9 protein-coding genes and 2 tRNA genes are annotated in these 11,933 nt (G+C 50.4%); 7 read left to right on the top strand and 4 right to left on the bottom strand.

What is annotated here, in order from left to right; all coding sequences use genetic code 11:
• The first annotated feature begins 367 nt into the window (after nucleotides 1-367).
• A complete protein-coding gene (locus ACZ52Z_RS11700; RefSeq protein WP_464266967.1) occupies nucleotides 368-1,657 on the top strand; it encodes an O-acetylhomoserine aminocarboxypropyltransferase/cysteine synthase family protein in 1,290 nt (429 codons plus the stop codon).
• A gap of 3 nt (nucleotides 1,658-1,660) precedes the next feature.
• Here ACZ52Z_RS11700 and ACZ52Z_RS11695 read toward each other — a convergent pair whose 3' ends face one another.
• Nucleotides 1,661-2,641, bottom strand: a complete 981-nt coding sequence (locus tag ACZ52Z_RS11695) for a hypothetical protein (RefSeq protein WP_464266966.1) — start codon at nucleotides 2,639-2,641, stop codon at nucleotides 1,661-1,663.
• A 322-nt stretch (nucleotides 2,642-2,963) separates the two neighbouring features.
• Nucleotides 2,964-3,911, bottom strand: a complete 948-nt coding sequence (locus ACZ52Z_RS11690) for a response regulator (RefSeq protein WP_464266965.1) — start codon at nucleotides 3,909-3,911, stop codon at nucleotides 2,964-2,966.
• 638 nt (nucleotides 3,912-4,549) lie between these two features.
• On the opposite strand from ACZ52Z_RS11690, the gene ACZ52Z_RS11685 reads away from it, so the two are divergent.
• The 4 genes from ACZ52Z_RS11685 (at nucleotide 4,550) to ACZ52Z_RS11670 (ending at nucleotide 7,695) form a co-directional block, all read left to right on the top strand.
• Nucleotides 4,550-5,308 carry a hypothetical protein gene (locus ACZ52Z_RS11685; RefSeq protein WP_464266964.1) on the top strand — a complete coding sequence of 253 codons (759 nt, stop codon included), beginning with the start codon at nucleotides 4,550-4,552 and terminating at the stop codon, nucleotides 5,306-5,308.
• Between the two features lie 62 nt (nucleotides 5,309-5,370).
• Nucleotides 5,371-5,446 (top strand) — tRNA-Phe (locus ACZ52Z_RS11680).
• A gap of 699 nt (nucleotides 5,447-6,145) precedes the next feature.
• The gene (gene mgtE / locus ACZ52Z_RS11675) at nucleotides 6,146-7,510 is read left to right on the top strand and encodes a magnesium transporter (protein ID WP_464266963.1); all 1,365 of its coding nucleotides are present in this window, start codon (nucleotides 6,146-6,148) and stop codon (nucleotides 7,508-7,510) included.
• Nucleotides 7,511-7,620: 110 nt separating this feature from the next.
• Nucleotides 7,621-7,695 (top strand) — tRNA-Gly (locus tag ACZ52Z_RS11670).
• Nucleotides 7,696-7,955: 260 nt separating this feature from the next.
• On the opposite strand, the gene ACZ52Z_RS11665 is transcribed toward ACZ52Z_RS11670, so the two are convergent.
• On the bottom strand, nucleotides 7,956-9,236 hold the full coding sequence (locus ACZ52Z_RS11665; RefSeq protein ID WP_464266962.1) for a replication-associated recombination protein A: 1,281 nt from the start codon (nucleotides 9,234-9,236) through the stop codon (nucleotides 7,956-7,958).
• A gap of 60 nt (nucleotides 9,237-9,296) precedes the next feature.
• On the bottom strand, nucleotides 9,297-10,172 hold the full coding sequence (locus tag ACZ52Z_RS11660) for a radical SAM protein (protein WP_464266961.1): 876 nt from the start codon (nucleotides 10,170-10,172) through the stop codon (nucleotides 9,297-9,299).
• A gap of 256 nt (nucleotides 10,173-10,428) precedes the next feature.
• Between ACZ52Z_RS11660 and ACZ52Z_RS11655 the strand changes: the two genes are divergently transcribed.
• Complete coding sequence (locus tag ACZ52Z_RS11655) at nucleotides 10,429-11,025, top strand: carbonic anhydrase (protein WP_464266960.1); 597 nt, start codon at nucleotides 10,429-10,431, stop codon at nucleotides 11,023-11,025.
• Nucleotides 11,026-11,346: 321 nt separating this feature from the next.
• The gene (locus tag ACZ52Z_RS11650) at nucleotides 11,347-11,763 is read left to right on the top strand and encodes a polyphosphate kinase 2 family protein (RefSeq protein ID WP_464270787.1); all 417 of its coding nucleotides are present in this window, start codon (nucleotides 11,347-11,349) and stop codon (nucleotides 11,761-11,763) included.
• The last annotated feature ends 170 nt before the right edge of the window (nucleotides 11,764-11,933 follow it).

The following is an 11,933-nucleotide window of genomic DNA, read 5'->3' as shown; positions in this document are numbered from 1 at the left end:
GATCTTCTCTGAAGGTGAATATGGTGCTGCTGGCATCTACCAAAGGGGTGCAGTTTGTTTGGGGCCGAATACCTGCAGGATTAAGGTGCAGGCATCCCCGAACAGTGCGACCGTGACCGGAGAACAGCCTTTTGCTGTTTTGCGGTGCGGATAAGGCTGTATGTTGCCCTATGAATGCGATTCAGTCAAGCCGGATGAGGAGCGGTGCGGTCTCGCTACGGGTGATAGGTGACCGGCAAATTGCGGTTGTCCGCCTGCAGGAGGGGAGGAGTGCAATAACCCGGCCATTGTGAGCTTGACAGGGCCTGATACAGGCGTATTGTTTTTTTTCACTTTGGAGCATTTTTTTGATCACCCGAGATTGGAGATGTGTATGTCTGAAAATAAACGTGCTTTCGGGTTTAATACCCGTCAGCTACATTCCGGACAGGTCGTCGACCAGACAACCGGCAGCAGGGCTGTGCCACTTTACCAGACCACTTCTTATGCCTTTAAGAACACGCGCCATGCCGCTGATCTTTTTGCGCTTAAAGAATTTGGCAATATATATACCCGGATCATGAATCCCACCACCGATGTACTTGAGCAGCGCTTGGCGGACCTGGAAGGAGGGATTGGGGCACTGGCTGCAAGCAGCGGGCACGGAGCGCAGACGATGCTCTTTCTCACCCTTTGCAGCAGCGGTGATCATATTGTCAGCAGCAGCAGCCTGTACGGCGGCACCTATAACCAACTTCATTATACCCTGCCTCGACTTGGCATTGAAGTGAGCTTTGCTGATCCGGAAGACCCGCAAGCATTTGCCAGGGCCATCCGTCCCAATACCAAGTTGATCTATGGCGAAACTATCGGCAATCCGGGGCTGACGGTTTTTCCGTTTGCTGAAGTGGCTGCTATTGCCGCTGATGCCGGTATTCCGCTGGCGATTGATAATACCCTGGCAACCCCTTACCTCTGTCGCCCCCTGGAATGTGGGGCCAACATAGTCACTCACAGTACCACCAAATTCTTGAACGGCCACGGAACAAGTATTGGCGGTATGCTGGTGGACGGTGGCAACTTTGATTGGCGAAGTGGCAGGTTTGCCAATTTTACCGAGCCTGATCCCTCCTATCATGGGCTGGTCTACGCTGATCTGGGATCTGCGGCCTTTATTCTCAAAGCCCGGGTTCAGGTTCTTCGGGATATCGGTGCATCCCAGGCACCGTTTAACAGTTGGCTGACCACCCAGGGGGTGGAGACACTCAGTCTGCGAATGGAGCGTCATGTGGCCAATGCGACGGCTGTTGCCGCTTACCTGCAGGAACACTCCTTGGCCAGTTGGGTTTCTTATCCTGGTCTGCCCTCCCATCATAGCCATGAACGCGCCGCAAAGTACCTCCCCAAAGGCGCAGGCGCCATCCTTACCTTCGGGATTAAAGGGGGAGCCGCTGCCGGACAGGCATTTATAGATAATCTTCGTTTGTTCAGCCATGTGGCGAACGTTGGTGATGCAAAAAGCCTGGCCATTCATCCTGCCAGTACCACACATAGTCAATTGAGCCCTGAAGAGTTGGCCGAGGCAGGCGTGCAGGAGGATATGGTTCGTCTTAGTATCGGCCTAGAAGATATCGAAGATATTCTCTGGGATTTGGATCAGGCAATGCAGGCGATATAGCTATCAATAGCGGGGGGGCTGGCCGTTGAAAGGCGTTGCTTGTCCCTCGACACAATCTGCTTCAACAGAACATCCGTCGCTGGTCATGCCATTTCCGTTGGGAATCAGACTGTCGGTCTGTTGAATTGATTGCCCCAGTGAGTCTGACTGGTCCTTCATCAGGGGAAGCAGGGCGTCGATTTTCCGTTGGATAGCCTCTTCACCCTCCAGGATAAGCAGGCCTCCTCTTTCCTCAACCATCAGCACCGGGACTTCGGTGATCCCCAACACCTGGAGAACGTCTCTATTTGCGTCAGCGGCATAGGCAGCTTTTTTTTCTACTCCTGGTACATCGATCGCTTCCACCTGGTCGATGGGATGGAAGTCCACCTCCAAATCATCCCTGGAGGCCAGGAGCTGGATGATGTTTTCGCAGTGGCTGCAGTGAGAGGAAAAAAAGAGACGGAGCGTGGTTTGCGCTTCCGGAACCTTACGACTGGCAAATACTCCGTCTGTATAGGAGGCGGCCGTTCCACCTCCTGCCTGGAAGTCTACGCTGAAAAAAGCGGCTGTCACTGCCAGAAAGACCATCACGCCCCGAAGGAACTGTCGTCTCCCGGCCAGCAGGTTGAGCAGGACAACAAACCCGCAGATGGTGAGGCAATAGGAGCAAAAGGTACGGGCAATGGCGTGCTGGAAGCTGATCAGCAGTGCTTCGGCTGCCATAGCGGCAGTAAGCAGGGTGAGGGTCAAGGGATGAAGCGTGGGGACACCCCGATTGACCAAGGTTGCCGCCCAGAAAATGATCTGAAAAAAGAATAAGCCCGCCAGGTTGAACAGTAGCGGGGGGACCGTAGTCATTTCTTCGACAATGGTGCAGCCCTGATTTAGGCAGAGTGGATCACCCTGCAAGAGAATAAAGGCGGTCTGGCCAAGGACAAGGGCGCTGGCGATAAGGGCTGTGATTGGTAGAAGAGCGGAAAATTTCTTTGCTGCTGTAATCATGGGAGCTGATAATCCGATCAGGCTGAAAAAAGACGCTATGAGGTTAAATTACAATATATTTTGAGAGTATATTTACTGTGATAGGGTTTTCCGTCAAGGGGAACAATTTCTTTTCGCTGTTCGCTGAAAGCTTTTATGGACGGTGCAGGCCATTGGAGTAGTGCAAAATTTTTTATGGGCAAAGATGGCCGACCGGTAATTGATCCCCGCTTTATCAAGTGGGGGGATGATTGTTCAAACAAAGCAGCAGGGTGTGGATATCGAGTTTGAAACATGCTCGTGTCATGATAGACGCAATCTTCTTTGAATGTGACCTGTTACGCTATTTTGCAAGGGCTGATGTTTTCGATTTTCTTTTCATGACTGCTGTCACCTGGTTGCCTGCATCGTTGTACATGAGTTGGTCAAATGCAACAATGTTGGCCATCGCGATTCCCCGGCCATGATTGTGGGAGGCACGTGAAGGGTCGATTTGCAGATATTTTTTCCAGTCAAAGCCGCTCCCCTGATCGTTAACCTGCAGATAGAAACAGTCTTCTTTTTTTTCAAAGAGCACCATTGCTTTTTTATCTTTGTATTCGGGGAGGGTCAAGCGACGTTCGATCTCTGTCCGCCATATATTTCTTCCTACTAATACGGTCTTTTCATCATAGCTGATGTTGAGGTTTCCATGTTCAACTGCGTTGAAAAGTAATTCTGAAATCCCTGTAAGGGCTCGAGCTGCATCGGGGAAACAGTTCGCTAGAAATGATGACATGCTCTCCGCTTCGTCCAGTGTACGGCAACTACCTCTAAGCATCTCCACCAAGCCGAAACCTCTTCGGTGCTTTTTCATCTCAATTTCAAGCAGCCTGCGTTGGTGATACTCTTGCAAAGCAGAGGAGAGTATCGACAAGACAATGTTTCGATTTATGGGTTTGGTAAGATAGTAAAATACTCCAGCTTTTATCCCTTCGGTAACTTCCTCTGGTTTGTCAGCGGCTGTCTGCATGATTATTGGGATATATTTAAGCTCCTGGTCGGCGAGTACCTGGCGAGTGACCTCCATCCCGTCCATATTGGGCATCATTCGATCGAGGAGGATGGCTCCGATATCTTTCCTGCGTTGTCTTATTACAGCCAGAGCTTCTATACCGTCTCTGGCTGTTAACACAGCGTATTGTTTTTTTTTAAGTACGGATACTAAGAAATTAAGGGCTACAGGGTTATCCTCCACCACGAGAATGGTAGCGGGAAGAAAATTACGGTTCGTTTGTGATTTTTTTTCCAATAGGGTCATTTTATAGGTATGGATGCGGTGTCATCGAAAAAAAGCTGAAAAGAAGTTTTCATGGAAAAGCCGTCTGCATCTCCTCAGTTTCATTTCGTTTTGGTTTTGTATATGACCTGTCAAAACGTTTGTTCGTATCATGATGTGTGAAACGATTACCAATGATTACCACATAAACCGATTTCCGGGCAATTTTGTCTCTTTGTTATTTTCACTCGTTGATCGCTTAAACATTAGACGGATGAGCAGTGGATTGGCTTTGCAATTGTGAAATCTGACCCTGTCAGAGTGAAATGCAGAAAGAATAGAGTCTCGATGTGGTGATCAGTCTTTGACTGAGGGTGTATCGGAAGGAAATTCAATAAATTTATTGTGTTAATGAATTGTGGTCTTTTGTGCTTGTGTTGGGCCAGAATCTGGAAGCTGGTGAGGTTGACCGGAGGTCGAGTAGGAGAGCTGTGAGAAACATGAGGTAGTGGCAGTTAAGGGGTAATAGCGTTCTTGTTCAAGAAAATGGATGAATTTGCTATCGCCGCTTGATTTTCTTTCTTTGCTTGTGCGATAATCACTCACAGGATGAACATCAAACCACTCGGCAACCGCGCGGTGGTGCAACTTAATACTCAAAAGGCAATCTTATGCGTTGTACAAAATGCGGCTACATTTCTTTTGATCACCTGGAGATATGTAAAAAATGCAACAAGGCGGTGAATCGTTCTGAAAACGGTATCAACGGTACGGTGTTCGATACCGAGGTGCCAGGTTTTCTTCGTTTTGACCAAATCAGTGATCAGGAACTAGTTGTGGCGGCATCTCCAGATGAGCCGTCTGTAGAAAATGCCGATGTAAGCAGCGTGTTGGATGGTTCGATAGAAACTGCACCTGGTTCGGCGCCTGAGGATGATGAGTTCTTTCTTGAGTTGGATGAACTGACTGGTGATAACGGGACAGATGAAGCCGAGGGGGAGGACGACATCATTCTCAACCTGGACGACCTTGAAGAGACGGGACCGCTTGAAGAGTTCATGATGGATACTGCGGAGGAATCCGAGCAGGAGGAAAAGGAGGGGCCGACCATCGATTTTGGTGATCTGGATATTTCTGATTTAGGACCTCCGGAGGCGGAACCTGCTGTCGCCCAGGCGGAAGAAGAACCGTTGATCAGCTTGGAGAATGAGCTTGCACAAGACCAATCCCCTGTCGGGCACAGCATAGAAAAGGCAGAGGAGGAGAAACAGGACTTGGGTCTCGAGGATCTCCTGTTGGATGAGCTGGAATTAAAGAATATTGAGAAGCCGAGATTGAGCAGGCGCCAGAGCAAACCGACGGTTACCGGCACCGCCCTGGATAATTTTGATGTGGACCTGGGAGAATTGTTTGCCGAAGAAAAACTATAGGTGAAAAAAAGGTTGACAGAGAGTTGCCACTTCTGCTAAAAGAGTGGCCTCAACACTGCGGTGCCGGGATAGCTCAGTCGGTAGAGCAACGGACTGAAAATCCGTGTGTCCCTGGTTCAAATCCTGGTCCCGGCACCATTCGATAGACAAAAAGCCCGTTACGGTATCCGTAACGGGCTTTTTGCATTCTGCCTTCCCATGATCAGTGTGACTAGGCATCTGTCCTCCCTCCACTGAATGGTTGGTTTTTTCCTGCTTCTGCGGTCCTCTTTGTCAAGTGCCAAAGGGGCGAGAGCAGAATAGATTCGTACAGATGACATCAAACATCCACGGCTATTGATGTCTTGCCTATTCTGTTCTTTTTTTATCCCCAGGAACGATGTTGTTTACATTATCCTCTGGGGCACTGTTTATTCATTAACCATAAGGAAAGCGGATGATGTCGGCACCCCTAAGAGAGTATCGAAATGGTGCAGGCTGCCAGGGAAGAGGACCGCACTGCGGTGGGCCTATTGAGAGAGTGAGCAGCAATCATCCATATGGTTTGTTCTATACTTCGGGTATTGTTAACCAGATTGCGCTCAACACTGAACCGGTGAACGTTCAAGAGGGAACAGGTGAAAAGTGGCCACATCATTGGTACTCCTACTTTCGTTTGTCCATTCGTTGTCAACTGGGCAGGGCTGCCATTATGAGATGCCGCGCAGGGGGGCTTGGCGTCTCTGCGTTGTTCAACCGACGTGCGGTATTATGCACAAAGACCGGAAAATTGCCACAACGCAGCGTCTACCCGGTCACTGATTCAGGTTCACCAGAGAATGACTATGAGGTGCTGTGATGAAAGATGAAATGTTATCTTGGAAAAAACTTTCCCGTTTAATTGAGCAGAATGATAAAGCAGGCCTGACCGCATATCTTGAAGAACTCAGTCCCTCAGAAACTGCGCTGGCTGTATCGAGGCTGCCGATGGATGAGCAGGTCAGGTTGCTGGCAATGCTCGATCCGGAAGATGCTGCTGACGTTATAGAGGATATACCGGACTTGCAGGCTGCCGAGGTGGTCGAGGAGATGTCCTCAGAACAGGCGGCAGCAATTCTCGAAGAACTGGAGAGCGACCACCTGGTTGATGTCCTTGCGGAAATGGATGAAGAGGCCAGCCAGGCTATTCTTGAGCAGATGCCCCTTGAAGAAGCATCGGAAGCCAAGATGATGTTGGAGTATGCTTCCGATTGTGCCGGAGGGATCATGATTTCAGAATTCCTCCGTTTCAGGCAGGACTTGACGATTCAGGATGTGTTGGATGACCTGATGGCGAATCAGGCTGAGTATGCGGATTATAATGTCCAGTATTTTTATGTTGTTGATGGTGAAGGAAAGCTTCAAGGGGTGCTCAGGGTGCATGATCTGCTCTTTCCGCCACGTTCAACCTGTCTGGAAGATATCATGATTGCCCGGCCGCTCAGTGTTGCTGATTCCGCGAGTCTTGCCGAGCTGAAAGCATTTTTTGAAGAGCATAATTTCTTCGGTGCACCGGTGGTGGATAAGGAGGACCGCCTTGTTGGGGTAGTGTTGCCTGATCGGGTTGAAGAGGCGATCAATAAGCTCAAAACCAGGGCGTTTTTACGGCTCAGCGGTATTGTAGGCGGCGAGGAGTTCCGTACAATGCCGTTGCTCTCCCGTTCCGGGCGCAGGCTTTCCTGGCTGACGATCAATATTATCCTCAATGTTGCGGCTGCCAGCGTGATTGCACTCTACCAGGATACCCTGGCAGCTGTGATTACTTTGGCTGTTTTTTTGCCAATGGTCAGCGATATGAGTGGTTGTTCGGGAAACCAGGCGGTTGCCGTCTCCATGAGAGAACTTGCTCTGGGACTTGTACGCCCTGGAGAATTACTGTGGGTCCTTCTCAAGGAGATGCGGGTGGGGATTCTCAATGGTTTGGTTCTTGGTTGCATTCTCGGCAGCGTTGCCTTTTTGTGGAAGGGGAATATCTGGCTTGGCATGGTGGTCGGTGGAGCCCTTGCGGCGAATACGCTTGTTTCGGTGATGCTTGGCGGAATGCTGCCGCTGATGTTAAAAAGTGTTAAGTTGGATCCGGCACTCGTCTCAAGCCCCCTGCTGACGACGGTAACCGATATGTGTGGTTTTTTCTTTGTGCTGAGTTTCGCAGCAGCAGTACTGCCTAAGCTGCATGGGGTATGAATCGACGGGGTGTGCAAATCTGTGGAGTGACAATGAGCGTATGATTAGCTGTTGACACCTGAAGGAAGGTCGGGTACACTCCCCGACCTATTCAGAAGGAACGTTGATGAGCGGGAATAACTCAGTGGTAGAGTGTAACCTTGCCAAGGTTGAAGTCGCGAGTTCGAATCTCGTTTCCCGCTCCATATACAAAAAAAAGGTTCAGCCGTGTGGCTGAACCTTTTTTTTGTTTCCAGCTGCATTCCATCCACCTGTTGCGTCTCCTTTTTCCTGGTCTGCGCTACATTTCCCTCAAACATTGTCTCCCCCCAGGATCATCCTTGCTTTTCCCACTAGCAGATCCGTTTGCGGCAAGGCTTGGGCACAGACGAAGTCATAAGCTGCTCCTTCAACTCTCCCTGCACAACTGCATTCCTGATTCCCTACTTCTGGGCTGTATAGCTGGTCAGCGATATTTTCGCTTCCACCAGTAGGAGAGGCGCTCCATGATGGTCACTTCTGCCGGCGTTTCCTGAGGCTGGTAGAACCGATGATGGAGAATGTCGTCTGGAAGGTATTGTTGAGCGATAAAATTGCCAGGATAATCATGGGGATATTTGTACCCTTTACTGTACCCCAGCTCCTTCATCAGGCGAGTCGGGGCATTTCGCAGATGCAGTGGCACCGGAAGGTTGCCGGTTTCACGTACCAGGGCCATGGCCTTATCAATCGCCAGGTAGGCGGCATTGCTTTTGGGGGAGGTTGCCAGGTAAATGGCGGTCTCCGAGAGGATGATTCGTGATTCCGGCATCCCTACCCGGGAGACCGCTTCAAAACAGGAGGTCGCTAGCAGCAGGGCATTGGGATTGGCAAGGCCGATGTCCTCACTGGCGGAAATGACCAGGCGGCGGGCGATGAATCGGGGGGCTTCGCCTCCTGTCAGCATTCGTGCAAGCCAGTATACGGCAGCGTCAGGATCGCTGCCCCGAATGGACTTGATCAGCGCCGAGGCAATGTCATAGTGTTGTTCGCCATCCTTGTCATAGAGGGAGGGATTTTCCTGCAGTACGTTTGCGACCAGCTCATTGGTAATGGCGATTTCCTCAGCATCGTGTGCATTGATGACCAGCTCAAGTATATTGAGCAGTTTGCGGGCGTCACCACCGGAGAAGTTGATCAGTGCATCCATTTCCTCAAAGGTAACTGTTGTTTTTTTGAGGATGGTGTCAGCGGTAACGGCATACTCCAGTAGACCCTTCAGTTCGGTCTTTTCCAATGCTTTGAGGACATAGACCTGGCACCGTGAGAGCAGGGGGGAGATGATTTCAAAGGAGGGGTTCTCCGTGGTTGCTCCGATGAGGACCACGGTTCCCCTTTCCACCGCATTGAGTAGAGAGTCCTGTTGTGATTTGCTGAATCGGTGAATTTCATCGATAAAGAGAATCGGGCTTGGGGTGTACAGCACCTTCTGCTGCTCTGCTTTGGCGATGACGGCACGGACGTCTTTTACCCCCGAATGGACAGCTGAAAGAGTGTGAAAGTGACGATTCAACTGTTTGGCCATGATGTAGGCAAGCGTGGTTTTTCCTACACCGGGCGGACCCCAGAGAATGGAGGAGGAAAGGTTGCCCGATTCCAGCATTTTTCTCAGTGGACCGTTGGGCCCCACCAGATGTTCCTGGCCTCTATATTGATCCAGGGTCTGCGGCCGAATCCGTTCTGCCAGCGGTTGGCTGGGACGTAACATATCAGTGTTCTATGTATAAGTATTTAAAGGGAGGAACTGCACCTGTTGCGGCGATAGCTCCTATTGGGTGCCGATGTATATCGGGCGGAAGGTGTCTTCCGGCCTGAGCAGAGCCTGGTCGATTTCCTTGATCAATCTCTCTGCGGCCATTGGCAGGCGACCTTCCAGGTTGATGTAGTTGGTATAATGGTCACTGGTGAGATATGTTGTCGCATGCAGGTCGCTGAGCAACTGTCTGGTTTCGTGCAATATCTGGTGGGGGCCAAGGAGGGTAAAGGCCCCAGCGTGGATATCGTTTAACAGGGGAGTGTTCGCTTTGGGGAGCAGCGTACGTAGCCGGGTAAAATCGGGTGCAATCGCATTGAGCACTCTGGCTGTGGCTTCTGCATGCTCAGCGGAGCGGGCTGTGCCGCCAATACCGAGCAGGACGTACAGGCTCAGTTCGATGCCAGCTTCGATAACCCATCTTCCAGCCTCCATCTGCTGAGTGCTGCAGGTACCTTTGCAGATCTGCTGCAACAGCTGGTCGTCGCCTGTCTCCAGCCCGACATGGATGCGGGATAACCCTGCTTCTGCCAGTTGGCGTAATTTTTCCGGCCCTTTGGCGTGGAGATACTGGAAGGAACCATATACAGTGATACGTTCCAGTCGGGGGAGGAGCTGGTAGGCGGATCTGCAGATGGTTGCCAGGTCGCGGCCGGGCATGGCTATGGTATTGCCTGCAGGGAAAAACAGGCTGGTTACTGCTGTTCCGTAATCGATGGCCGCCTGTTCCAGGTCTTCCAGGATTTCCTTTGCCGGACGTACCCGGAAGGGAGGGCCGTTTTTATAGACCATGCAGAAGGTGCATTGGTTATGGGGACAGCCGACAGTTGCCTGAATCAGCAGGGAGTCAGCTTCACTGGGAGGTCTGTAAATCGGGCCTTCGTAACGCATAGTGAGTCAGGGAAAGAGAGTTAATGCGGAGCATCCTCAAGGATACCAAGATAACTGTTGTCCATTATAATGATTTATTAGCATGAGGTCAAAGGGCGTGGGGGAAGGGTAAGAAAACGTCTGTATAGGTTTTTCTTAACAGAATCATCTATTTTTTTTATTCTTTTTCTTTGTTTTCGCCCCTACATTGTGTATATAGCCAGAATCCGCTGTAGCACAACTTGAACTGATACTGATATGCAAGAGAGGTGTAGAGATGGAGCAGGTAGAAAAACGGCCCACCGCTGATGAGGCCTTGGAAATGTTGTTGGAAGGAAATCGTCGTTTTCTTTCCTGTACGCTTGAGCATCCCAACCATTGTGAAGAATCACGAGAAAGATTGGTGGAGGGGCAGGAGCCGATTGCATGTATCCTTACGTGTGCAGATTCACGCGTCCCACCAGTGGATATTTTTGATCAGGGGCTGGGGGATCTCTTTGTCTTGCGGGTAGCTGGTAACATTGTCAATGATCAGATCCTGGGGAGTATTGAGTATGCGGTATCCCACCTTCATTGCCCGCTGGTGATGGTGCTGGGACATACAAGCTGTGGAGCGGTTGGAGCCGTTGCCGGTGGTGCACGTCTTGGAGGCCATATTGCCAGCTTGACCCCACCGATTGATGCGGCCATCAAAAAGGTCAAGGGACAGGACGGTCATCTGGTGAACAATGCCTCCATGGAACTGGCAAAGAATATGGCCACCAGAATTGCGGAGTCGGAGCCCTACGTGGCTGACCTGGTGGCGAGTGGGAAAGTACGGGTTGTTGCAGGTTTTTACGATCTGCATAGCGGTAAAGTGGAAATGCTTGCTTAATATTTTCCATAGACCGTCGGAAGACAAAACAGGATAGACAACGCTTGCGCTGTTTATCCTGTTTTTTTTGTCTCTGCACAAAGTACAAAGGAAATGTAGCCCTGTCAGGCCCTTTGTCGGTTGGGAGGTCGTTTTTTAATTTATTTACTCCCTGATATAACGAGCTTTTTGAGGTGGCATGCCTTCTCTGTCATGCTTAAGGATAAACAGAGGCATGGTCTGTGGCGGGCTGCCGGATTTCGCCCTTTGCTATTGGGGAAGACCCCACAAGAAGGACCCGCTGCTTGCGTAAAATGGTTGGATCAAGACTAGGAAAATTTCATAAATAATATACCGTCGTTTGAACACTACCTGGTTGAGGCCGGCATCATCCTTATCAAGTCTTTTTTTGATGTCTCCCCAAATGGGCAGGAAAAGCGATTTCGCAAGCGAGTGAGTGATCCTTTGCGCCAATGGAAGCTAAGTCCCATGGACGTGGAATCCTATCAGCGGTGGTGGGATTATACCGCTGCCTACGAGCGAATGATACGCGCAACCGACACCAAACATGCCCGGTGGTATCAGGTCCGGGCTGATAGTAAAAAGAAAGCACGGCTCAACTGCATCAAGCACTTGCTCAGTTGTATCGATTATGAACATATAACCTACGATCCGCCTGACCTCGGAGAAAGAAAAAAGCGCCCTAAGGGAGTGGTCAAAGAAGTGCAGTTCAATCACCAGGTGCTGGAATGTTTTTGACCTGAATCAGTGAGCGTTCAAAAACGCTACGGATGCTTTCAAGGAACAGATAAATGATATAGCGCTGACTCTCCGCTGCTACTGATTCAGTTTTGAGCAAAGGCTGCAGCCTCGGAGGGGAGAGCTGGGTCGTCAGAGCGCTGGTCAGGTGGAGAAGGCCAACCCCGGTT

The sequence above is a fragment of the Desulfogranum aggregans genome, from assembly GCF_055398265.1.
The sequence above is the reverse complement of the archived record's forward strand: the minus strand, read 5'-3'. Positions and strand labels throughout refer to the sequence as shown.

What these genes read in the sequence shown, in the direction of transcription:
- ACZ52Z_RS11700 (WP_464266967.1), top strand. Translation starts at nt 368, where the DNA reads ATGTGTATGTCTGAAAATAAACGTGCTTTCGGGTTTAATACCCGTCAG.
- ACZ52Z_RS11655 (WP_464266960.1), top strand. Translation starts at nt 10,429, where the DNA reads ATGGAGCAGGTAGAAAAACGGCCCACCGCTGATGAGGCCTTGGAAATG.
- ACZ52Z_RS11665 (WP_464266962.1), bottom strand. Translation starts at nt 9,236, where the DNA reads ATGTTACGTCCCAGCCAACCGCTGGCAGAACGGATTCGGCCGCAGACC.
- ACZ52Z_RS11660 (WP_464266961.1), bottom strand. Translation starts at nt 10,172, where the DNA reads ATGCGTTACGAAGGCCCGATTTACAGACCTCCCAGTGAAGCTGACTCC.
- mgtE (WP_464266963.1), top strand. Translation starts at nt 6,146, where the DNA reads ATGAAAGATGAAATGTTATCTTGGAAAAAACTTTCCCGTTTAATTGAG.
- ACZ52Z_RS11685 (WP_464266964.1), top strand. Translation starts at nt 4,550, where the DNA reads ATGCGTTGTACAAAATGCGGCTACATTTCTTTTGATCACCTGGAGATA.
- ACZ52Z_RS11695 (WP_464266966.1), bottom strand. Translation starts at nt 2,641, where the DNA reads ATGATTACAGCAGCAAAGAAATTTTCCGCTCTTCTACCAATCACAGCC.